Annotated in this window: 23 protein-coding genes and 2 pseudogenes; 14 read left to right on the top strand and 11 right to left on the bottom strand. The window is 42.0% G+C overall.

Features of this window, described 5'->3' with window-relative positions:
• Positions 1 to 126: 126 nt before the first annotated feature.
• Both rpoN and IPO83_05225 read left to right on the top strand, forming a co-directional pair.
• Positions 127 to 1690, top strand: a pseudogene (gene rpoN, locus IPO83_05220) (RNA polymerase factor sigma-54).
• A 37-nt stretch (positions 1691 to 1727) separates the two neighbouring features.
• Entirely contained in the window at positions 1728 to 2336 is a 609-nt protein-coding gene (locus tag IPO83_05225; GenBank protein ID MBK9730675.1) for a hypothetical protein, read from the top strand.
• 5 nt (positions 2337 to 2341) lie between these two features.
• Here the strand turns inward: IPO83_05225 and IPO83_05230 are convergent, their stop codons facing one another.
• On the bottom strand, positions 2342 to 3154 hold the full coding sequence (locus tag IPO83_05230) for a DUF4198 domain-containing protein (protein MBK9730676.1): 813 nt from the start codon (positions 3152 to 3154) through the stop codon (positions 2342 to 2344).
• Positions 3155 to 3298: 144 nt separating this feature from the next.
• On the opposite strand from IPO83_05230, the gene IPO83_05235 reads away from it, so the two are divergent.
• Positions 3299 to 5173, top strand: a complete 1875-nt coding sequence (locus IPO83_05235; protein MBK9730677.1) for a choice-of-anchor B family protein — start codon at positions 3299 to 3301, stop codon at positions 5171 to 5173.
• A 695-nt stretch (positions 5174 to 5868) separates the two neighbouring features.
• Here the strand turns inward: IPO83_05235 and IPO83_05240 are convergent.
• The 8 genes and pseudogenes from IPO83_05240 to IPO83_05275 form a co-directional block, all read right to left on the bottom strand.
• Complete coding sequence (locus IPO83_05240) at positions 5869 to 6681, bottom strand: LexA family transcriptional regulator (protein MBK9730678.1); 813 nt, start codon at positions 6679 to 6681, stop codon at positions 5869 to 5871.
• A 113-nt stretch (positions 6682 to 6794) separates the two neighbouring features.
• Complete coding sequence (locus tag IPO83_05245) at positions 6795 to 7202, bottom strand: GxxExxY protein (protein MBK9730679.1); 408 nt, start codon at positions 7200 to 7202, stop codon at positions 6795 to 6797.
• Between the two features lie 49 nt (positions 7203 to 7251).
• Positions 7252 to 7914 (bottom strand): 2'-5' RNA ligase family protein, encoded by a 663-nt coding sequence (locus tag IPO83_05250; protein MBK9730680.1) that lies wholly within the window; start codon positions 7912 to 7914, stop codon positions 7252 to 7254.
• A pseudogene (locus tag IPO83_05255) lies at positions 7903 to 10868 on the bottom strand (DNA polymerase III subunit alpha). Before IPO83_05255 ends, IPO83_05250 begins: the two are co-directional and overlap by 12 nt.
• A gap of 487 nt (positions 10869 to 11355) precedes the next feature.
• Entirely contained in the window at positions 11356 to 11817 is a 462-nt protein-coding gene (tnpA, locus tag IPO83_05260; GenBank protein MBK9730681.1) for an IS200/IS605 family transposase, read from the bottom strand.
• A 490-nt stretch (positions 11818 to 12307) separates the two neighbouring features.
• On the bottom strand, positions 12308 to 13546 hold the full coding sequence (dinB, locus tag IPO83_05265; protein MBK9730682.1) for a DNA polymerase IV: 1239 nt from the start codon (positions 13544 to 13546) through the stop codon (positions 12308 to 12310).
• 137 nt (positions 13547 to 13683) lie between these two features.
• Positions 13684 to 14040 carry a transcriptional regulator gene (locus IPO83_05270; protein ID MBK9730683.1) on the bottom strand — a complete coding sequence of 119 codons (357 nt, stop codon included), beginning with the start codon at positions 14038 to 14040 and terminating at the stop codon, positions 13684 to 13686.
• On the bottom strand, positions 14037 to 14348 hold the full coding sequence (locus tag IPO83_05275) for a type II toxin-antitoxin system HigB family toxin (GenBank protein ID MBK9730684.1): 312 nt from the start codon (positions 14346 to 14348) through the stop codon (positions 14037 to 14039). The genes IPO83_05270 and IPO83_05275 overlap by 4 nt, the downstream gene beginning before the upstream one ends.
• A gap of 159 nt (positions 14349 to 14507) precedes the next feature.
• Here IPO83_05275 and IPO83_05280 point away from each other — a divergent pair, with 159 nt between their 5' ends.
• The 5 genes from IPO83_05280 to IPO83_05300 all read left to right on the top strand — a co-directional run bounded on the left by IPO83_05280 (position 14508) and on the right by IPO83_05300 (position 19339).
• Complete coding sequence (locus tag IPO83_05280; GenBank protein MBK9730685.1) at positions 14508 to 14681, top strand: DUF4249 family protein; 174 nt, start codon at positions 14508 to 14510, stop codon at positions 14679 to 14681.
• 162 nt (positions 14682 to 14843) lie between these two features.
• A complete protein-coding gene (locus IPO83_05285) occupies positions 14844 to 16211 on the top strand; it encodes an alginate export family protein (GenBank protein MBK9730686.1) in 1368 nt (455 codons plus the stop codon).
• A 258-nt stretch (positions 16212 to 16469) separates the two neighbouring features.
• The gene (locus IPO83_05290) at positions 16470 to 16757 is read left to right on the top strand and encodes a hypothetical protein (GenBank protein ID MBK9730687.1); all 288 of its coding nucleotides are present in this window, start codon (positions 16470 to 16472) and stop codon (positions 16755 to 16757) included.
• On the top strand, positions 16738 to 17271 hold the full coding sequence (locus tag IPO83_05295; GenBank protein ID MBK9730688.1) for a hypothetical protein: 534 nt from the start codon (positions 16738 to 16740) through the stop codon (positions 17269 to 17271). The genes IPO83_05290 and IPO83_05295 overlap by 20 nt, the downstream gene beginning before the upstream one ends.
• A 190-nt stretch (positions 17272 to 17461) precedes the next feature.
• Positions 17462 to 19339, top strand: a complete 1878-nt coding sequence (locus tag IPO83_05300) for an aryl-sulfate sulfotransferase (GenBank protein MBK9730689.1) — start codon at positions 17462 to 17464, stop codon at positions 19337 to 19339.
• Positions 19340 to 19712: 373 nt separating this feature from the next.
• On the opposite strand, the gene IPO83_05305 is transcribed toward IPO83_05300, so the two are convergent.
• The gene (locus IPO83_05305) at positions 19713 to 20261 is read right to left on the bottom strand and encodes a DUF1415 domain-containing protein (protein MBK9730690.1); all 549 of its coding nucleotides are present in this window, start codon (positions 20259 to 20261) and stop codon (positions 19713 to 19715) included.
• Between the two features lie 253 nt (positions 20262 to 20514).
• On the opposite strand from IPO83_05305, the gene IPO83_05310 reads away from it, so the two are divergent.
• The 6 genes from IPO83_05310 to IPO83_05335 all read left to right on the top strand — a co-directional run bounded on the left by IPO83_05310 (position 20515) and on the right by IPO83_05335 (position 22780).
• The gene (locus IPO83_05310) at positions 20515 to 20910 is read left to right on the top strand and encodes a hypothetical protein (protein MBK9730691.1); all 396 of its coding nucleotides are present in this window, start codon (positions 20515 to 20517) and stop codon (positions 20908 to 20910) included.
• Positions 20852 to 21091: a LamG domain-containing protein gene (locus IPO83_05315; GenBank protein MBK9730692.1), complete on the top strand. Its 240-nt coding sequence runs from the start codon at positions 20852 to 20854 to the stop codon at positions 21089 to 21091. The genes IPO83_05310 and IPO83_05315 overlap by 59 nt, the downstream gene beginning before the upstream one ends.
• 1 nt (position 21092) lies before the next feature.
• Positions 21093 to 21821 (top strand): hypothetical protein, encoded by a 729-nt coding sequence (locus IPO83_05320; protein ID MBK9730693.1) that lies wholly within the window; start codon positions 21093 to 21095, stop codon positions 21819 to 21821.
• Between the two features lie 183 nt (positions 21822 to 22004).
• Complete coding sequence (locus IPO83_05325) at positions 22005 to 22211, top strand: hypothetical protein (GenBank protein MBK9730694.1); 207 nt, start codon at positions 22005 to 22007, stop codon at positions 22209 to 22211.
• A gap of 148 nt (positions 22212 to 22359) precedes the next feature.
• Positions 22360 to 22593, top strand: coding sequence for a SprB repeat-containing protein (locus IPO83_05330; GenBank protein ID MBK9730695.1), 234 nt, complete (start codon positions 22360 to 22362; stop codon positions 22591 to 22593).
• Positions 22577 to 22780: a gliding motility-associated C-terminal domain-containing protein gene (locus IPO83_05335; protein MBK9730696.1), complete on the top strand. Its 204-nt coding sequence runs from the start codon at positions 22577 to 22579 to the stop codon at positions 22778 to 22780. The genes IPO83_05330 and IPO83_05335 overlap by 17 nt, the downstream gene beginning before the upstream one ends.
• A 95-nt stretch (positions 22781 to 22875) precedes the next feature.
• Here the strand turns inward: IPO83_05335 and IPO83_05340 are convergent, their stop codons facing one another.
• Positions 22876 to 23115 carry a T9SS type A sorting domain-containing protein gene (locus IPO83_05340; protein MBK9730697.1) on the bottom strand — a complete coding sequence of 80 codons (240 nt, stop codon included), beginning with the start codon at positions 23113 to 23115 and terminating at the stop codon, positions 22876 to 22878.
• Between the last annotated feature and the right edge of the window lie 446 nt (positions 23116 to 23561).

Genomic DNA, 23561 nt, shown 5'->3' on the forward strand with positions numbered 1-23561 from the left:
GAACGTCGCGCTACTATACAAGAGGGCGAAAATAACCATTAATTTCACTTCACTATAAGCATAAAAACTTGAAGAGTACGTTGATTACTCTTTATCTTTACCGCAATTTAATTTTATAAAATTCGCATGCTCAAGCAAGGACAATTTCAGAAAATGTTGCAGAAGCTGTCGCCACAGCAGATACAGTTGATCAAACTGCTGCAGGTGCCTACGGATTCTTTGGAAGAACGCATTAAAGAAGAACTGGAAGCCAACCCTGCTTTGGAAGAAGGGCTTGATGATGAAACGTCGGAAGAAGAACGCGACGACAAGCAAAGCGAAGAGGAAGAAGGAGAACGTGATGAAGAAGAGCCGGCAGATGAGCCTGCAGAAGAAGTGGAAAAAGAAGTTACCGTTGAAGAAGATGTTCCTACCAATGAAACCGAAGCGGAAAAGGAAGAAGAAATGGTAGTGGATGATGAACCTGATCTGAGCGATTATACAGATGATGATGAAACGCCTGATTATAAACTTCGCGACGAAAATTATCCGGAGCAGGATGACAAGCGTGTAATTCCCATTCCTGTTTTCAGAAGTTTTCATGAATACCTTGAAGAGCAACTGAGCATGGAAGAGCTCGATGAACACAAACACGGATTGGGTGAATACATCATTGGCAGCATTGATGATGACGGATACCTGCGGCGGCCACTTGATGCCATGGTAGATGATTTGGCTTTTTCCCAAAATGTAACCTGCACGGAAAAAGAACTCGAGGAAGTACTGAAACTTATTCAGCAGTTTGATCCGCCCGGAGCTGGCGCCCGGGATCTGCAGGAATGCCTGTTGCTGCAACTTGGAAGAAAGATAAGCAACCAGCAGATACGCGAACTGGCGCAGAAGGTGATTAAAGATTACTTCGATGAATTTGTAAAAAACACTATGAAAAACTGCAAAAGCAGTTGGATATCGATGATGAATTGTTTAAACAGGTTATCAATACCATCATTCACCTCAATCCGAAACCCGGCAGTGCCTACACAGGTGCAGGTGACCTTCAAAAAATAATTATTCCTGATTTTTTATCATTAATACGGAAGGTGTGCTGGAGCTTTCACTCAATCAAATGAATGTTCCTGAGTTGCGCATCAGTCAGCAGTTTCGCGATATGCTGCGCGATTATCAGAAAGGCACGAAGAAGGACAGGCAGCAACGCGATGCAGTGATGTTTATCAAACAAAAAATTGATTCGGCCAAATGGTTTATTGACGCGATACGTCAAAGACAACAAACATTATTGCTCACAATGAATGCCATTATGGAATACCAGTATGAATACCTTGTGAGCGGGGACGAAACCAAGTTGCGGCCAATGATTTTAAAAGACATTGCCGAAGGTACCGGTCTTGATATTTCTACTGTGTCGCGTGTTGCCAACAGCAAATATGTACAAACTGAATGGGGAACATTGCGATTAAAATCATTTTTTTCCGAATCACTTTCCACGGACAGTGGTGAAGAGGTTTCCACACGTGAGGTGAAAAAAATATTGCTCGACATGATTTCCGTAGAAAATAAAAAGAAACCGTTGTCTGATGAAAAACTCACCGACCTGCTGAAAGAAAAAGGATATAACATTGCACGAAGAACCGTTGCAAAATACCGTGAACAATTAGAAATACCGGTAGCAAGGTTAAGGAAAGAACTTTAATCAACATTTAAATTGAACAAGCAGCTAACGACTCTCTGTGCAGCTTTCCGCTAAAATCATTTCTTATATTTTTCACCCGCTTATCCTGCCAACCTATGCATTTCTGTTAATCTATTGCACCAATCCGCTGTTGTTCTCGAGCTATGATTCCGGAGAACTGGTTAAAATATTTCTAACCGTTTTCATCAACACCTTTCTTTTCCCGGTGATCGCCATTCTGCTCATCTGGAAACTGGGATTTGTAGCATCGCTCGAAATGGAATCGCAACAGGAAAGGCTCGTGCCGTACATCACGAGTGGAGCGATGTACATCTGGACGTATGTGGTGTTTCGAAAATCAGGCTTGCCTGAAATACTCAGCATTGTGGTGCTTGGCGCAACCATCACACTCTTTGCCTGTTTCATGATTACCATTTTTAAGAAAGTGAGTATTCACGCAGCTTCCATGTCCTGCCTTTTCATCCTCACTTTTGCTATGTGCCTGCTATCACAAACCGATTATTCATTTCTGTTGATGGCAATGGCTTTGACAGCAGGCATCGTTGGCAGCAGCAGGCTATTGACCGGCGCACATGACCTCAATGAAATTTCACTAGGTTATTTTATTGGTTTAATGAGCCAGTTGGTGGCATTGAAATTTTACTGATCACTTTATTTAGCTGCCGTCTGAAAACTGTAGCTTGCCCAGATGCTTTCATAATCCGCTGCAGCATTTTCTTTCAGCTTAAGCATATAGATGGTATGCAAATAATACACGGTGTTGAATGCAACTTCAAATGCCGCCATTCCTTTCCTATCTGTTAATGCAGAAATCTCTTTCACGCTTCCATCAGTATTCTTCACGGCGGAAGTGATCCATTGCGAAGCCAGCGGCTTTCCTTCCCACAAAACTTTTACAACCAATTTTTGATTGGGCTCCATCTGGTATGGATTACTCATCAGTAATATTTCGAGTCGCTGTCCCACTACTTTACTATATAGGTTTTCATTGCCCGGTTTTCCGGAAGTGATCAGTGATTTGATGCAGCGTGAATAATTTTCTTTAACAACATCCTTTTTCCATTTGGTGCTGTCAAAACTGATGGTGGTGATTTTTTCTTCTTCAAGATATTTTGTGAATGCGCCCCGTTTTTGCTCTATCGTTGAAGCAGTTCGTTGCATTTCTATCAGGGCAAGACCCTCAAAATTTACAATCGTTCTCAAAATGGGTTTTATGCTGTCAGCTGTTAATGGTAATAAGTTGGCAGAATCCATTTTTGAATACAGCATAAAATGTGGTGTCATCTGGTGTTGCAGTTCGCGTTCGAATTCAAAATCAAATGGTTCGCCCACCATTAAGTGCACAGTGAGTGAATCGCCTTTTTGATAGATGAACTTATCAGGAACTAAAATATAATGGTGGGAAAACAAGGCGGCTGAAAGCAAAAGTATTATGGCAAGAATAGCAACGGAACGAAAATTCATAACGTAAGGATTGAGATCGATGAAATAATTGTGAAAAGTACAAAGCCTTCATCAATGGTGCATGCCGGTTTCCTTATTTGACCTATTTTCGCCTTAATTCACCAATCACTCTCTTTCAAACCAGTTAACTACAAACCCAAACAAATGAAAAGAATCAGCCACATTTTTTTGTTTTTACTCTTCTGCAGTTACACCCTTTCAGCTCAGCAAAACATGTCATTCAAGGGAAAACTAACCTACAGCAACGACCTTGGGAGTCTGTGGGGATATGCTGATGGCAATGGTCATGAATATGCACTTGTCGGAGCTTACAATGGATTGTCTATTGTAGATGTAACGGTTCCAACTAATCCTGTGCAAGTGCAGTTTGTATCCACCAGCAATTCGTTCTGGCATGAAATAAAAACATGGAGTCATTATGCGTATGTAGTGAATGAAACCGGAGGCGGTTTGCTGATTGTTGATCTTGCCAACCTGCCCAATGCGGTTACCTCTGTTAACTGGACAGGAGGATCACTCGGCTTGTCGACAGGTCACACATTATTTATTGATGGGAATGGCATTGCTTACATCAATGGTTCCAATGTTGGAGTGGGCGGCGTTTTGTTTCTGAACCTCAATATCAATCCGATGAATCCCACTTATCTTGGCGCTTACACCAATGGATATGTACATGATTGTTATGTAAGAAATGACACCATGTGGACGGCACAGATTTACAGCGGATTGTTTAAAGTGGTGAATGTTGCCAACAAAGTTGCACCTGTTATTCTTGGCTCGCATTCAACTCCCGGAAACTTTACGCACAACACAGCTTTATCAAACAATGGAAAATATCTTTATACGACCGATGAAGTAACCAATTCTTATGTAACGGCTTACAATGTTTCCAACTTAGCTAACATCAGTGAGACAGATCGTTTTCAGGCCAACCCGGGCACTAACAGCATCGCGCACAATGTGCATGTAAAAGGAAATTTTCTGGTTACGGGATACTATCGTGATGGCGTTATTATTACTGATGCAAGTGATCCTTCTAACCTCATTAAGGTTGGTAACTACGATACCTCTCCATTATCCGGCAATGGCTATAATGGATGCTGGGAAGCATATCCTTATCTTCCTTCAGGCAACATACTCGCTGCCGATATTGAAGAAGGTTTGTTTGTGTTGGGTGCTAATTATGTGTCTGCCTGTTTCCTAACGGGAAAGGTGACTGATTATACAGGAGGAGCTATATTGAACGGCGTGAGTGTATCTATAACCGGTGCGGCCAATACAACTACTACCACAGATCTTTCCGGAAATTATAAAACAGGTTATGCAACTGCGGGTTCATATAGTGTTGTATTATCCAAATCAGGTTATTATACAAAAACCATTACAGGCGTTTCTCTCGCAAACGGCATAACAACGGTGCTGAATACCACCTTGAAAAAAACAACCTTGCCACAATGCGTTGTACCTACCGGACTTTTTGCAGACAACCTGGCGGCTGGCACCGCCACTTTACACTGGAGTGATGAATATTCATCTAAATACACCATCACACTTAAGAATAACAACACCGGAGTAGCGCAAACACTTACTTCTGCCACTAATTCCTTTGTAGCAACAGGGCTTGCAAGCTGCACCAGTTACAAATTTAAAGTGAAGGCAAAATGCCCGACTGGTGGCACAACTGTTTTTTCACCTTTCTATTCATTCACCAGCGGAGGAAATGGTTGCAAAGTGATTACAGAAAGTTTGGCTGGAGATGAAACAGAAAAAGAACTGGCTGTTTATCCCAACCCATTTACCGATCAATTTGATATTTCATTTTCTCTGGAAGAATCTGCGCCTGTGCTGTTGTCTGTTTATGATGTATCAGGAAGAAAAGTAAAAACCGTTGCTGACGAAACGATGGAAGCCGGTAATCAATTATTGCATGTGGATGCTTCCGAATTGCAATCAGGATTATATGTCTGCGTATTGCAATCGGGCGATCGGGTGATGACGAAGAAGATTGTGAAGGATTAGTAGTGAGTAGTGAGTAGTGAGTAGCGAGAAAGTCGTTAGTCCTGAGTCGTTAGTCGTTAGTGGGTTGGATACGGGAATTGTTATTGGTTATTGGTTACTGGTCATTTGACATTGGTCATTAGTCTTTGCGTTGAACGTTTGATAGATTGAAGGGTGGGTAGTCGACAGTTAATCTTTTTTGTCATTACCTATTTTTTAAGGACGTTGATTCATTTACGTTGGATTTATTTCTTTAAAAATATCGCTTCACTATTTGATTGATCGGTAATGCTATTTGATTTCTTAAAACAGCGGCAGAGCAAGCCCTGTAAGGGCGACAGTATGGTAGCACGAATGGTCTAACCAGAAACAGAGCCCTGTAAGGGCGGCATTATTTTGCGTGCGAATAATTTTTTTGAGTCAACCATGATTTTCAATGGTGAAAAGCAAATCGTAATTAATCCGTCTCTTAGAATCCCCCATGTTTTAACAATTTTTTTTTTTTAATTTTTTTTGGGGTGGGCCTTCGGGCGGGGCCCCCCCGCGGCCGGGGGGGGGGGGGGGGGTAAAAAAAAAATTGATTTTTAAAAAAAAAAAAAAACTTAGAAAAAGGATCCCCGAAGATCGAAAATTTGCTTTCGATATTCGGGGATCTGTTTTTAATGGCCTCGTTTACAACTCGCACCGTTTTTCTTACGATTTTATTATGCTATGCGTTACACTGCCTCCAGCTTCAACGCATTCTTAATAATCATCAGCTCCTCTTCCATCTTTTCCACTAACCCCAGCAACTCATCTTTGTGGCGCACGGGTTCGGGGATTTCGCTGCTGATGTAGTTGCAGAATTTCCAGACTTCCTTCACATCTGTTACATCCAGCTCATAAGGTTTGTATAATGTATTCAATGAATGCAGCTCCAGCTTTTTCTTTTTCTTCAATTGGTTGAATACATTTTTAAAAACGATGCCGTCTTCCTGCGTGAGCAGAATATAAGCATGTCCGCTTTTGATGTCGTGCCAGTTTTCTACGTATTCACCAATCACCCAACTTTGATCGGGAATCGGCAGCATGGAATCGCCGTCAATCTGGAACATGCGATACTTCCGGTCGTTGAACAGAATCGGCAACTGAAACGTCGGCAATTTCCTGATGAAATCCGGATCTGCATATCCATTCCGGTAACCGGCTTTGGCTTTTACATTCACGGCCTCAATGTTTTCATGATTGCCGCTGTCAACGGTTGTTGCCAGCACGCGCAGTTTGCTGCCGGTGATGTACACATCATGTCCGCGTTCGAGCTCCGAGAGTTGAAAGCCGGAGAGTTTTCCGAGGTCCATTTTCACCAGCGTATCAATTGATACTTTATAATATTTCGAGAAGCCCATCAACGCTTCGAGTGTTGGATTTTTTACGCTGCCGTTTTCGTAGCTGTTGAGGGTGGAACGGCTCATGCCGAGTTCGCGCGCTACGATGTCCTGGGTTTTGCTTCTTCTTGTGCGAAGCAGTTTAACGTTGTTGCTGAAGATCATGGTTAATGGTTTTTTTGTGGAACACGGATATCACGGATTTTGCGGATTTACGCGGATTTTAATTTCGGTTTCAATCAATTTATTTGAATCAATTTTTAATCAGTTTTTATCAGTTAAATCTGCGTTATCTGTGTTCCATTATTTTTCCTGTTATTCGTAAAAATTTTTCTTTTAAACTGTGGTTTCCTCCCGAAATTTAAAAGTAATCCCACCTCCATCTCTGTGGCTTTCAAATAATTAATCAATTGCAACTCGTGTGCTTCCACTAATATTTCTGCGGCTTTCAGTTCAATGATTACACTGTCATTTGCAATTAAGTCAGCAAAATATTCGCCGACAACTTGTCCGCGATAGTAAACTTTTACCTGCTTCTGTTTTTCACAATGCAATCCCAGTTCAACTAACTCCAACAGCAAAGCGTTTTGATATACTTTCTCAAGAAAGCCAAAACCAAGTTCATTATTAACCTTATAAAAGGCCTTAATGATTTTATCTGTAGTATCAGTATGCAATAGTTCCATAATATCAGTTTTTATCAGTTAAATCCGCGTCATCAGTGTTCCATTTTTTCTATGCATGAACGGCCACACCTCTTCTCACTCCTTCAAAATTAAACTCCCGCACCACCTCATACTTTCCAAATTTCAATGCTGTTTCCTTTTTCAGCAGCAGCATGCTTCCGGCTACGAAAGAAGCGGTGTAGGGCCGCTCACAAAATATGGCGGAAGCACGGCTGAATTTTTCTTTGTCCAATCCACGTGCAATAGTAAGACGCGGTTTCAACATGAATGTGCCTTCCTTCGGTGCAAAGTGCAACTCCTTTTTCAAATCCGTTACTACATTCACAAGACCATATGGATTCAACACATCGATGTAAATGGTATGCGATGAAATGCTGTCGAAATTTTTCAACGACAGGTTAAAAGCGGCATGCCTTCCGGCCACGGCAGCAATTTGTTTAACCACTTCCGCTTCTTTTGCCCCGCTCATTAAAAAAGTACAGAGCGTAATATGTGGCTTAGAAACAACAGCCTGGTAATGATCGAAGTGCCGGTGAAAACTTTTCTTCAGCAATTCCACTTCATTCCTGATATGCGGCGGCGGATTGATCACCAGTAAATATTGATACTGTTTGGAAGCAGGCACTAACACAGGTGTAATAACAGGATCAGGTCTCGATCTCGCTTTTGTTTCCGCATCTTCTTCATACATCAGGTAGTCAAGCTTCTGCATCTCTGTAACATTGATAGAATAGAATCCGAATTCTTCCGCCACTTTTCCTTTGATGAGATAACATCCTTTGCCACGAAACGGAAAATTTTTAGTGGCGGCCGGAAAATGATTGGTATCGAAAAAGAATCCATTGCGATCGAGAAAGCAGCCGAACATCATCGGTTCGCCTTTTTTGGTGGAGGTAGGTTTACGGGTAACATAATAGCCTGTGATCTCAATCATCTTATTTTTGAGTGCTTTAAAATCGGCGGCAAGCAAATTTGATGGCAGTGGTTGTTTGATCAATTCAAAAGGAGAACACAATGGGAATCCCAGTATTTCAATGGCATCCTTTGCCTCTTCGAATGCATCACTGAATAATTCAGGCAATACATATTTTTTATTTTCTCCTTCAAATAATTCACTTCGTGCCACAGATTTTTTCTGGCGGCCCAGAATGGCATATATATCCCACAGCAGTTGTGTCTTGGTGCGGCCGGTAAACCGAAAAGCACCCATACGAATCAGGAGGCGCAATTGTTCGACGGGGATAGAAACCCGCCTGATAAAATTTTCGAGGGAAGAAAATTCACCATGGCGGTTGCGTTCTGCTACCATTTCCTGTTGTAACAAAAATTCAAATTCAGCAATCAGGTTTAAACCGAGATAAATATTTTTTCCATGAATTGTTGTCAGCACATGGCTTTTGTTCACTTCCGGTGCATGAATGGTTGCGCCACACATGCGGGCTTCATGAATGTAATATTCCTTGCCAAAAAAACCTCCTTCATTATTGATCACCGCTACCATATACTCCAGCGGATAATGCGTTTTTAAAAACATACACTGATAACTTTCAACGGCATACGATGCGGAGTGTCCTTTTGCAAAGGCATATCCTCCGAAAGTTTCCATCTGGAACCAAATCTTGCTGATCAGATCTTCTGCCTTTCCTTTTTCACGGCAGTTGGAAAAGAATTTTTCTTTCACCTCCAGAAACTCCTGTCTCCCGCGGTATTTTCCGCCCATACCTCTCCGCAGTTTGTCTGCTTCTTCATACGAAAAGCCACCAAAATTATAAGCTACTTTGATCACATCTTCCTGGTACACCATCACCCCGAATGTTTCTTCCATAATCGCCCACAATTCAGGAATCGCGCGCGATTTACCATGATCCGGCTCATGAAACCGTTTAATGTATTCCTGCATCATGCCGCTCTGCGCCACGCCGGGCCGGATGATGGAACTCGCTGCAACAAGGTCGAGATATTGTTCTGCTTTCAGCTTGGTGAGTAACATGCGCATAGCAGGAGATTCCACATAAAAGCAACCCATCAGTTTCGCCTGCTTCAGATTTTCACGTACGGCTTCATCCTTCATGAACTTTTTTACATCATGAATGTCAATATGCTTGTCCTGATTTTCCTGTATGATGTTAACGGCATCTCTCATTTTACCCAATCCACGCTGACTGAGAATATCAAATTTCGCAAAGCCGGCATCTTCCGCTTCCTGCATGCTGAATTGCGTAAGCGGAAATCCTTTGGGCGGGTTGCTCATCGCAGTGTAGTACGCCATTGGTTTTTCAGCAATCAAAATTCCTCCGGCATGAATACTTAAATGAGCGGGAAATGTTTTGAGTACATTTTTGTATTGATAAATAAGTTGGGTGATGTGATCAGGTGCTTGCTGCAGGTTCCGGTAATCCTGCAGTGCATCAATTTCCGCTTTGGGTAAACCGAAAACTTTTCCAAGCTCGCGCAGCAGGGAATCATCTTTCATCTCACTGTAGGTAGCAAGCAAGGCGGTGCGTGACTTTCCATGTTTCCGGAAAATGTGTTCAATTATCTCGTTACGTTCGTCAGAAGAAAAATCAATGTCGAAGTCGGGAGGATTTTTACGGGAAGGATTAATGAATCGCTCGAAGTACAAATCCAGTTCTATGGGATCAACATCGGTAATCCGCAAGAGATACGCCACCATGGAATTAGCGCCACTGCCTCTGCCGACGTAAAAGAAATTTTTACGCCGCGCAAACTCAATGATATCATGATTGATGAGAAAGTAGGAGCTGAATTGTTTCTGCGAAATCACCTCAATTTCTCTTTTGTAGCGGTCCCTGATTTTCTGATCCGCATTCGTATATCGCTTTGTCATTCCCTCTTCACACAACTGCACGAGCTTCTCACGGTCTTCTGCTACACTACCGAGGAAATGTTTTTTGTTTTTGTTTTCGCCGAATTCGAAATCGATTATTGCGCATTCATCCAGCAATTTTTCGGTGTTGTAAATAATTTGCGGAAAATCCCGGTACAGCGACAACAATGCTTCTTCAGGCATCATGATTTCATCGGGTGAAGCCTGTTCTTCTATAGAAAGTTTGCTCAGCACAATGTTGTTATCCATTGCACGCAGCAGGCGATGCGCATTGAAATCGATTTTATTTCTAAAAGTAACCGGCGCCAGCACAACCAGTTTATCAGGATAATTTTTCCAGGAAGAAAATTTTAGCCGGTTGAGGTCAGAAGGTTTGATGCCGATATATTCGTTTGCACTCAGTGGTTTTTCCTTTATGAAATCTACAGGCAGCGAAGCGAACGGATACACAACAAATACTTCTTCGAACTCCGGTGCGCGGTCAGGGATTTTTATTGCTCTTGCCGTCAGTCCTTTTTCTACTTCCTGCAGACAAAAGGTGAGAAAATTATTCAGCTCAAAAAAACCATCGTGATTTTTGGCGATGCCGATAAATTTTTGCTGTACACCGTTTCTGAAATCAATGCCGCAAACCGGTTGTACCGGATATTTTCCGGATACTCTTTGGCAAAGCGGTGACAATCGAGAATAGCGGAAGTATTGTTGATGTCGCTCACCACCATTTTCCGCACGTTATTCACTGTTGCTTCACGAAGCAATTCTTCCGGTTTCATCGAGCCGAATTTAAAGCTGAAGCAGGTGTGGCAGTTGAGGTACATGGTTGCAGTTACATTTTCAACATTCGTGTTTAGCAATACTATTTCTATGTAGCATGCGACGATAATTTCGCCCCTACAGGGCTCTGTTGCTTGTGATTTTTTTCTACCATAATTTCGCCCCTACGGGGCTTTGTTGATCTTCTGATTTTTTCTGCCATAATGCTGACCTTACATTGCCTGATGAATTATCAATCTGTTTTCCTCTGCCCTAATTTCGCTCCTACGGAGCTCAGGCAATTAGCAACCTGCTTTTCTCTATCCTGAAATCCAACTTTTTTCATTTTGTTTGCCCCTCAAGCATTGTGTTGCAGTAAGCCCCAGCGGGGCGACATTATGGTAGAAAGCAATCGTCCTGTGAGCAGAGCCCTGTAGGGGCGACATTATTTTCATTACGGTTCTTAATGACGAGATTAGCATGTTAGTCCTCCGGTTCATTCTACATTTTTTATTATCCTCTATCATAACCTTCTCGTTAGATTTATTTTCACTAATCATAAAACTCAAAGAGGTATTGTGATTCGAATTTAATTCCTGCCTTCCGCAACATCTCCAGGTATTCTTCACGAAACGATTTTTTACGGTGGTGCTGCTCTTGATTCATAATGTATTTAATCACACTGTCCCGTTGTGATTTTGAATAAGAGAATGCTGCATATCCATCCTGCCAGTTAAATTTTCCTTTTATAAACCCTCTTTCATTGATCCATTTGGAGGAACCGGCCTTTATGTCGCGAACCAAATCAGATATACACATGGAGGGTTCTAATCCAAAGAAAACATGGAGATGATCTGTCGATCCATTCACTGCCAATGATTTTTGTTTATTGTCATTGACAATACCAGCAATGTATTTATGTAATTCGTCGCGAAATTTTTGAATGATGATGTTTTCCCGTCCTTTAACGGCGAAAACCACCTGAATGGAAATTTGTGAATACGTGTTGGCCATTGATATAATTATTTTGTTGTGATTTAAATGTTGTTGATGCTACCATAATGTCCTGGCTGGTTGTCGTTGTTGCGGTTGTTCTTCTGATTTTTTTCTACATAATGTCCGGGTGTTCTTCTGATTTGTTTCTACCATATGCTGGGGCTTGGTTGTTCTTCTGATTTGTTTGCTACCATAATGTCGCCCCGCTGGGGCTTGGTTGTTCTTCTGATTTGTTTTCTACCATAATGTCGCCCCGCTGGGGCTTGGTTGTTCTTCTGATTTGTTTTCTACCATAATGTCGCCCCGCTGGGGCTTGGTTGTTCTTCTGATTTGTTTTCTACCATAATGTCGCCCCGCTGGGGCTTGGTTGTTCTTCTGATTTGTTTTCTACCATAATGTCGCCCCGCCGGGGCTTGATTCATTTTCCATTTATGTTTTTTATTTAATCCTGCCCGGACGGATTTAGACCTTTGCGCAGACCGTCCCGACATGCCGGGAACGGTCGTGCTCAGGCCATCGCTACATTTTTCTTTTGTACACCTCCTGCCACCGTTTTCCGTATGCCATTAAACGGATTGAAATCCCGCAACTGAAATCCCATACCTGCTGCACGCACTACTGAATTGTCGCCATACTTTTTCCGCAGCCGGTCCATGGCCTGGTAGAGTTGTATTTGTTCCAGTGAATCTTCAAATAAATTGATCTGGTAACCGCCACCTACCAGATGACTGAACCGCACGCCTACCAGGCGGATCAGCATGCGGCGGTTGTACAGCTTGTCGAATAATTCCTTTACCCTTGGAATCAGGTGGTGATCACATGAAGTGTAAGGAATACGCGATTGCATGGTGTGCGTATCGAAATTGCTATAGCGGATTTTCACCGTCACGCAACTGGCCAGTTTGTTTTCATCGCGTAACTGGAAGAGCAATGCCTCCGTCATACGGATGAGGATGGATTTAATCTTTGTGATATCAATGGTGTCCTGGTCGAAGGTTTCTTCCGATGAAATAGATTTTCGTTCGCTGTATGGAATCACCGGTGTATCATCAATGCCATTTGCCTTCTGCCAGATGGTGACGCCATTTTCACCCAATACATCCTTCATCAACTCCACAGGCATTTGTTGCATCGTATGAATTTTTTCAATCCCCATCTGCCGCAAAATGTGATACGTTTTTTCTCCCACCATCGGAATTTTGCTCACGCTCATCGGTGCTAAATAGTCTTTCTCTGTTCCGCGGTCTACTTTCCGGTTACTGTCAGGTTTTACATCATCCGTAGCCACTTTCGAAACCGTTTTATTCACTGATAATCCAAACGAGCTGGGCAACCCTGTTTCCTTTCTCACCTTGTGCCACAGTTCAGTGGCCCATTTATAACAGCCGAAAAATTTATCCATGCCAGTGAGGTCCATATAAAATTCATCTACAGATGCTTTTTCATACAGCGGCACTTTCTCGCGGATGATCTCTGTTACTTCATCTGACTTTTTAGTATACATCTCGTAATCGCCATGCACAATCAATGCTTCGGGACACAATCGCTTGGCAAGCTTCATAGGCATGGCCGAATGGATACCATACTTGCGGGCTTCGTAACTACAGGCCGCCACTACGCCACGGTCGCTGCTGCCACCAACCAGCACGGGTTTGCCATTAAGGGCAGGATTCATCAACCTCGATACTGCTACAAAGAAGCAATCGAGATCAAGGTGGACTATGGTTTTATCCGGAGATAGGATCATGACTACATTACAATCAAAATGAAGGATTGTAATTTAATCAATAGTTTGAGAAACGGAAAAAAATCTTGTCGGGAATGATAAACCCTTCATTCCAAATATCATCCTTAACTTCTAGTAATCAAAACAGCAATATTCTGTTACGATAACAACACTTCAGCAGGAACGCCCAACTGACGATGAAATAGACGAGCCATTTCCAAGGTCATAGGTTTTTTACGATTGAGAATAGCAGACACATACCCTTTGTTACCTATCTTGCCTACAAGGTCCTTATTCTTCCATCCATTTTCTTTCATCTTCAATTTAACCGCTTCAATTGGATCAGGATAAGGAATAGGATAATGCTCATCTTCATATTTTTCTATCAGAAGAAGAGCAATCTCTAATTGCTCACCCGCAGGAGAATCGCGTCTGATTTTTTTATCGAACTGAACATCTACCCAATTGAGCAGGGCCTCATATTCCTTTTTTGTTTTGATAGTTTTAAGTTTCATCTTTTCTTGTATTGAATAGTAGTTACTTTAATCTTGTTGTATTCCGAATGTGTACCAAACCATTTTATCTGAATAATCCTGAATTCAAAAACAAATCGTACTACTAAACGAAATTTGTTACCCATAATATTAAACACTACACGGTCATCACCTACAATACTGGCATTCCCGTAGATTCTCTTTAACTCATTAAAATTCTTTAACTCTGACTTCAATAATTCATGGTACCATTCATACAACGCATTAGCTGCCTCAGGATACCGGTTACTAAAGTCCAGGAGTGTTTTTCTGGTAATGATATTGAACACGCCATAAAAATATAAAGTTTTCTATTGGAAAACTAATATTCTTCATCAAAAAGACGATCTGAATAACTTTTTGATCCGGATACCTGTAATGGGGAAAGCAGGAGCTTTACACTGATCATTCCTTCTTATTATACGGATGACGATGGTGGGCGTGGGCTGATGGTAGAACTTACCTCTACCGATCGCTCCACATTTTTATACAATGAATCGCTCCGGATACAAAATAACACGGAAGGAAATCCATTTGCAGAGCCGGCGCCTGTTTTCAATAACATTGAAATGGGATATGGTATTTTTGGTTCCAGGGTAATTGCCAGAGACAGCATTTATTAGCGCTTGTTTATTGTAGCTATTGAATTGTAAAATGTTGGTTGAAAATTTTTCCTTTCATTCCTTTCATAGAACTATTCTTTTCTATTTACTTTCGTGGCGAACACAATGTGAACGAGGGTTCACAGCTATAAATCAATCAACGACCATTCAACTCAACCAACCATGAGAAAATTTCTGATCAATGGAATCCAATTTATTACGGGCATCACTCCAATGATTATGCTTTTTATCCTAACGCCGCTGCTGAAGGCAAATGCTCAATCGTCATTTACACTCTCCGCAATCATAAGACCGAGATTTGAATTGCAATACGGTTACAGGGTGCCGCCTGATTCGCTGAGTGATCCACAGCTTCTTTTTTCGCAACGTACCCGCCTGAATGCAGCTTATAACAGTGACAGGTTTAATGCCTTCCTCAGCTTTCAGGATGCACGCATCTGGGGCGACCAGATACAGGGAACCGATGTTCCTTCGCTGGGAATACATGAAGCATGGGTACAATATAATTTTAACAAGAAGATCGGACTGCGGTTAGGACGCCAGGAATATAAATATGACAACAAGCGACTGCTTACGGATGGCGACTGGCCGCAACAAGGTCGTTCGCATGATGGAGGTATGCTTAAGCTGGCACTGGATCGCGGCTGGAAGATTGACCTGGCCGCTTCTTACAACCAAGAAAAACAAACTTACTTTAACAACTTTTACTCTTTATCCAATTACAAAACACTCGATTTTTTATGGGTGAACAAAACAAAAACGGACAGCAATTACAATTACAGTGCATCAGCACTTATCCTGGCTGATGGTAATCAGTCGCCTGACACCACCGGAATTATCATGCGATATACCTATGGCATCAACACTGCTTTTGACCATCATAAGTGGGGGCTTAACCTGGAGGCTTACGGGCAAAGCGGCCGCACGCGCACCATTAATCAAAGCGGCAACATTGTGCCCGATTCTTTCCAAACCGTAAAGGCCTTTATGTTTTCAGTGAACCCCTGGGTAGAAGTATTCAGAGATTTCCAGATAGGTGTAGGTATTGATTACTTAACAGGAAGCGATGCGCTTGATACTTCAAGTACAGGTACTACTAACATGTTTAATCCGCAGTATGGCGCCGGTGATAAATTTTATGGCAAGATGGATGTGTATGTGAATTTGCCAACTGATACAAGAAATGGAGGACTGATTGATGGATACTTATCAGTTAGGTATTTATACAAGAAATGGAACCTGTCGGCAGTGTATCACTATTATTCACTCGAAAACCAGGTAGAAGACGTTGAAAATCCGGGGCAGGCTCTCGGAAAAGCACTGGGAACAGAGTTGAACCTTGCCGCTATAAAAGACATTACCAAAGATGTGAATATTAATACCGGTGTGGCATTCTTCTTCCCAACCCGCTCCATGGAATTTGTAAAATCATCCGCTTTCTCACAATTGGGCGGACCGTTGATCACCGGTGTGTATGTGTATGTGATGCTGACGTTTAAGCCGGTTTTCTTTAGTAAGAAGAGTGAGTAGCGAGCAGTGAGTCTTTAGTCGGAAGTCCTTAGTCCTTAGTTGGCTGACGCATCATTTCATTTGTCATACTTATCCCTCATGGAAATGAACCAGACTAATGATCAATGACCAATGACCAATGACTATTCACCATTGACTATTCACCAACGACCAATTGATTTTTGTTATTCATCCAAGATGCGTTAATTTGCGGGCATTAAAACCAGCTCATGAACAAATATGTTACCCTTGCCGAAAAGTTAAAAGGATATTCACTGCTTGCCGGTTCTATTGTTGCTTCTTCTTTTTGCCGCGCAGGGACAAATTATCTATACCGACATTAATCCTGATGTTGAACTTGGTGGCAGCGTTCCGTCTTCTTATCCTGAGCTTACTACCTATGGCATCGACATGAACAACGACGGTCATGTGGAATTCAAAGTAACCATGAACCTGAAGGCGCCATTAGGCAATGATTTTTCATTTAATGAAAAGATAGATGCAGGTTCTAATCCAAGCAACCTGATTCACTCTTATACAATTGAGTATGTTCCTTTTTGCTTTTAAAGATGATTTAGGTGACAGCATTCCTTTCGGTCCATCCTTCTACGGTTTCATCAACGTAAATTTTGCTTTTCAAACAGTGGGCGCAGTTTCTTATATCTGGAATAATCAAAGTGATAAATACCTTGGTGTCAGATTTCAGGATGGGGTCGATAATTATTACGGCTGGATAAGGTTGGATGTGAATACCAATGGTACCGTTCCCAATATCATCATTAAAGACTTTGCATACGAACAAACTCCTGGTGATAAAATTGCCGCAGGTGACACAGGAAGCGGTTTGCCTACCAACATTCATCAATTGTCAAATGCACAGGCCCTGTCGGTTTATCCTAACCCTTCAAAAGGTAACATGGTGCTAAAACTGCAGGAACCTTTGAAAGGAAATGCTGAAGTTTCGGTGAAGGATGCATTGGGCAGAGAAGTATTTACTTCGAGACTAAACATGACGTCACAACAAAAGAGTTGCCATTCGACTTTACCGGTTTTGCTCCGGGCACTTATTTCATTCAATTGACATCTGAGACGGCTTCGCATACAGCAAAATGGATCAAGCGATAGATCATTGCATTGATTTATCAAACTGACTCCGATAATCACTCCATCAATAATTTCATCTGAAAGTTTTCCTGCAAACATTTTTTCATCATCGCTCCTGTTCGAGATACGTAAAAGTACAGGCAGCTAAAAATTAAAATCCAACCACCTTGAGAAATCTTACTTTCCGAATGTTGACGCTTCTTGCGTTGCTGATTTTTTCTGTTTCCACTGCATGGGCACAATTTGAATACATCTCCCCGATGAACGGATCCATCAACAACTTCCGCGATGCGCATATGATTTTGCGCAATGGCGAATTGATGAATGAAGTATCTGTTACTGCTGATAAGATTGTTCTTACAGGATCACAAAGCGGAGTGGTTCCTGCCAACGTAGTGCTTTCTACGGATGGCAAAACCGTTTGCATCACGCCTGCTACGCCGTTCGCATATGGTGAAACAGTAACAGTAACTGTTAACAGCGGTTTAAAAACCTTATCAGGACAAGTGCTCACCGGAACAACATTCAGTTTTTCCGTTCGCAAGGAAATGACACCTGAGCAAAAGCAACAACTGGAAGAATACCTTGCAACACATGATGATGGAGGGTACTTGTTAAGTGAACCACGTGAGTCCATTTATGTGCCTCACGACAACACCACCAATCGCGACAACACTTTCAAGTTCATCAACCTTTACACCAATAACAGCGCGGCTCTTGCTCCCGGAGAATTGTTCTTTCACAGAAACAGCGGCGCTTCACCTACCGCTTCTTCAGGTATCGGTTACGGCATCATGACCTCTGATGCGGATTCTATTTTCTACCGGGCATCGGTGGTTGATGGTTCAAACTTTCATGTTAATCTGAATGGCGATCTCACAGCACTCCGCCTGGATCCCGGCGTTGATACCGGCGTATTAGTTTTGGATTCCAGTTATGCAATTATTGATGAAGTGCATTGCAAAAATGGTCTTGCACCCAGTCAGCATGAACATTTATTTTTTCCGGATGGAACAAAGTGGTTTTCTATTTATGATTGGCAAGGCGGATGGGACATTTCGCAATGCTCCGGAGGAAGCAGTTCCTGCACGGTGAATGTTTCCTGGATACAGGAATTGGATGCAAGTAATAATGTGATTTTTCAATGGAGAACTGATGAGCATTTCTCGCCCTGCGACGCAACTCCTGACATCGCCCTGGGTACTTCCACTGTTGATCCCTGGCATATCAATGCTTTTTTTAAAGATAACGATGGCAACCTTATAGTTTCATTGCGCAATATGGATCGTATTGTCAAAGTGAAAGTAAGTAACGGAAGTATGCTCTGGCAATGGAAAGGTCTTAAAGCGACGGACATTGATAATAATGTGATCATCACATCAAATGATCCGAATGGTAGCTTCAGCCATGCACACAATGTACAACGGCTTGATAACGGACACATCCTCATGTTCGACAATGGTAATTCCCAAGCATCACTCAACCAACTTTCCCAACCAAAAGAATATGTATTGGATGAAACCAACCTTACTGCCAATTGCGTGTGGTATTACACGCATCCGCAGGTAAACGGATTCAATATGTACACCCGCAACCAGGGAAGCGTGCACCGTTTTGCAAATGGCAATACACTCATCGGTTATGGCTTGCCGGACAAACAAGGATTACCAAATGGAACAGAAATAGATGCCAATAAGAATATAGTCTGGGAATTCCGTTTTAAAGATTCCACTGAATATACTTACCGCTTGTATAAAACAGAATGGGATCCTAATGTAGGTATCAGGGATATTGATGCAAGTGATAAAAATTTACAGGTTTACCCAAATCCGGGAAATGGATTAATCACCTTAACTGCAGATATTCCTGCAACTGATAATGCAACCATTTCTGTTTTAAATCTTTTGGGGCAAAAAGTATTTACCAAAAAGAGAAACTACATGCAGGGATCAATACACTTACTCTTGATCTTACTTCCTTGCAGAAAGGAATTTATTTTCTGGACATTGTTGCCGGGAAAACGAAATTGGAGCAGCGGTTGGTGATTCAGTAAGGGGGAATTGTTTAATTGTTTAATTGTTTAATTGTTTAATTGTTCGGCGAAGCCGGAGAATAAACTCACCGGCTTAGCCGCAACCATTTAACAATTTAGCCATGTAGCAATTACTCCCTCCGGCTTCGCCACAACAATTTAACAATTTAGCCATGTAGCAATTACTCCCTCCGACTTCGCCACACAATTTACAATTAGCCACTCTCCTCCGGCTTAGCCGCAACCATTTAACAATTTAGCCATGTAGCAATTACTCCCTCCGGCTTCGCCACAACAATTTAACAATTCAGCCATGTAGCAATTACTCCCTCCGGCTTCGCCACAACCATTTAACAATTCAGCAATTCAACAATTTTTATACTTCTCTATTCACCACCAAAGCAAGTCTCTCTCAACAACTGCATGTGTGCAAGCCCTTTTCTCCGCGCGTAACTGATGTTTCTATCAGGAATACCTTCAGCGTTTGGATGCTGATCAATCGCAATCGTGAGACTTGCTTCTCTTAAAATATGTAACATTGGATATAACGAACGATTGGTATAGTTAGCAGGATCTTCATCGGTTGTTCCTTCAAATAAATAATGAGGATGAAAGCTCGCCAACTGATAAATTCCTTCGTAACCGGACTTTATCAAATGCTTTTCTGATGTTGCAACTAATTCCAGGTAAGCATCGAAACTCTTGAATGAAAGGGGAAAAATCAATAACGTAGTCTCCATCGTATTATCATGGTCTAATTGCCGGAACGCAGTGTTCAGCAGCAATTTTACGGATGATGTTCCCTTACGTATCACTTCATAATGAACAGCGCCACGTTTCATTTCCTTCGCCGCAAACGGACAGAAATTACAACCGACTACCACCTTTGTAATCCAATTTTTTGTTTGAGCAATTACGATTTCATCAGATGGCATAGTCGATCTCTTAATGTTAAAGTAAGATAGTATAAGTTATGTGCACGACAAGTATCGTAACGGTCTTAAAATAAACCCGATGAACCGAAAGGTAGGCCACAGTTAAGCATGAGCAAATAAAATTGATTCGAATCAACCTAACCCTGGAACAGTTTAACTTCTCCACTGATAATTTGGTATACACCCTCCAGGTTTCAGCATAAGCGTGACAAGGAGGAAATAATTACCTTCGCACCTCTTTTTTAAACTGCTGATGAAGCAATTCTGCAACTCCTTTTTTAAGCAATCATATATTCCAGGTTACCTGAACGTCAGTGCGTTGCTGATTGCACTCTTATTTTTGACGCCTGCTGCTGCACAGGTGCTTGACCTTCCTTCCGCTGTTAATTTTGTAAAAGCAGGTGATGTTGATGTGTCCGGAAATCAGATTACTGTGGAAGCACTTATAAAATGGAATGGCAATCCGGGAGGTAATGATGTGGTGAGTAAACACACTAATCCATTCAATGCGAATTACCTTTTACGGCCCTTAACTTTTGGAGCTCACTACGTATATAAGCGGCAACAGCGGACCCACACAATTTATGCAAATGACCAATCCGTTTGTGCTGGTCATCAACCAATGGTACCATATTGCAGGTACCTATGATGGAAGTTCGGTGAAATATTATGTTGACGGTTGCCTGGTGATTGAACTTCCTTTCAGTGGAAACCTCTTTCAAAATAATCTACAAACTGCTATCGGCGCACAGAACGCCAGTCAATCGGAACAGTTTCTAGGAAAGCTGGATGAAGTCCGCATCTGGGAATGTATGCCGCACACAAACTGAATTGAAAGACAATATGCTTGATTTACCTGCTCCGGGTTCACAAACAGGTTTGCTTGCCTATTATAAATTTGATAATGATCTGATCAACATTCAGGGCAATGCAAGTTTTGATGGAGTGGCCGTTGGAGCACCGCAATTTATTGCAGAAGCTGTTACAAATGATCCGGTCGCGATCGACAGTGTTAATGTGATTGATGCAACCTGCCATGCAATACAGGATGGCAGCATCGAAATTTTTGCCAGCAATGCTAATCTTCAGTATTCTATTGATGGTATCAATTATCAAAGCGGTTCACTTTTTCAAAATCTCGCAACAGGATTCTATACCGTGTTTGTTAAATCAACAGTTGGATGTATAGTTGACGGCACGATTGAAATCAGCATTCTTTATCCACCGGTTTTACAACTTGTTGCTGCAACCATTTGTGATGGCGACACTTATATCTTGCCTGGTGGATCTATCGCAACTGTTTCAGGAATATATACTGATACGCTTCATGCTATCAACGGATGCGACAGTATGATCACCACTACCACCCTCACTGTTCTTCCGGTAACTACACAAAATATTGCGGCTGCACTTTGTCCAGGCAATACTTATGTATTGCCAGATGGAACGCTCAATCGGACTTTCAGGCATCTACAACGACACCTTAATTTCGGCAAACGGTTGCGACAGTATCATCATCACCACCTTATCAGTTTTAGTTGTTGTTACAAAAAAATGTAACCGCATCAGTTTGCAACGGCGACACCTACTTTTTACCTTTCCGGAAATTTTGTTGATACCACCGGTATTTATATCGACACCCGGTTTCCTCCACAGGCTGCGACAGTATCATCAACACCGATCTTTCCGTGATACCTGTTATCGTTCAACAAGTTGTAGCCGCAATTTCAGTGAGGAGAAACTATGAGTTGCCTCAGGAAATATGGTCAGCGCTCCCGAATTTATACAGACACCATTTTCACCATTACGGCTTGTGACACTATTGTGATTACAGATCTTACAGTGCATCAGGCGTTAGTTGACAGTGTCAGCATTCAAGGCATCACTTGTAATGGCTCCTCAGAGGCAACAGCATTGTTCTTCATACCATTATCCGGCCTTTCACCTTAATATTTCCCGATTAAAGCGCTTCCCAGAGGATACTGCATTTGTACAAAACCTTGCGCCTGGAATTTATTCGGTCTATTGTATGGATGCAAACGGTTGCAGCGACAATGAAATTTATCATTACTGAACCTGATCTATTGAATCTGCTACTGTGGTAACGCTATTGTCGTATTGGCAATCCAATGATGCATCGGCTGCAGTGGTAGTTTCAGGCGGTAATGCTCCTTACAGTTATAACTGGAGTACGCAGCCACCGCAGTTTTCATCGATAGTTAGCGGCTTGTCTGTCGGAACTTATTATGTGACGGTGACAGATTCCAACGGTTGTATGTTGCTTGACAGTGTGGTAGTGGGAAGAGTCACCAAATATTATTGCCGCACCTAATGCATTTACGCCCAACGGCGATGGATTAAATGATTTTTTCTTTCCGCATTTATTGAATGTAAATAGTTTTGAAATGCGCATTTTCAACCGTTGGGGTAAGGTTATCTATTCCGTTTCCGATCAACTGTCCGGCTGGAATGAAGCCAATGGCATCGATGCGGAGATAGGAATTTATGCTATTATATGAAGGCCGATTTCTGATGGAAGCGTGCTTGAACAGCAGGGAAGTGTCATCTTATTAAGGTAAAGATTTATCCACGCTTACCAGGGTTTTTATCCGGATCAGTTTATTTTGATCACCTTGTGAAAAATTTCCATACCAACATGAAGCAAGTAAATGCCTGCCTGCAGATCGGAAACATTCAGTAAAATGTGCTGAATATCCTGATTCACGAAAATAGATTGCTCAAACACAGGTTGACCATTTGTAGTAAACAACCTGAATGCTAAATCTTCACCATCACTTAAATCCGTTGTGATGTTTGAGTTGTTTGTACCGGTTTGGATTAACTGCCAAAACATTCATCATTCCAAGTCCGAAGTCCGCAGCTTACAACTCCCGAATAACTTGCTACCATCATAATCTGTTGCTTAAGCCGGTACACTTAATCCTGTGAAAGGGTGCAGATCTTCTGCTTCATAACTCAAAGAGGAAGAAGTACCGTTTCCCAACGACAGTAAGCGTTTCAAAGTGAACGGCATCTAATGACTTTTCTACCGTGAAAATTTTATTGTTTAACTTGATGCTGTTGTCCAGCCTGTATCATTGAATGCGACTTCGAGCAGCACTAAAGCTTGTTAAACCAATTAAAGTAGGAGAGACCGGAAGTACCGATAAAAGTCATTAAACCTATTAAAATATTCGTGCTGGTTCTGATGTGAATCCATTCTCGTGCCACCTTTGTGCAATCCCACACCGTCTTCTCTTCCCATTCCACTGAAACTTGCTTTTGTATCCAGCTATTTAA

The organism is Chitinophagaceae bacterium (genome assembly GCA_016717285.1).
Taxonomy (GTDB): Bacteria; Bacteroidota; Bacteroidia; order Chitinophagales; family UBA10324; genus JACCZZ01.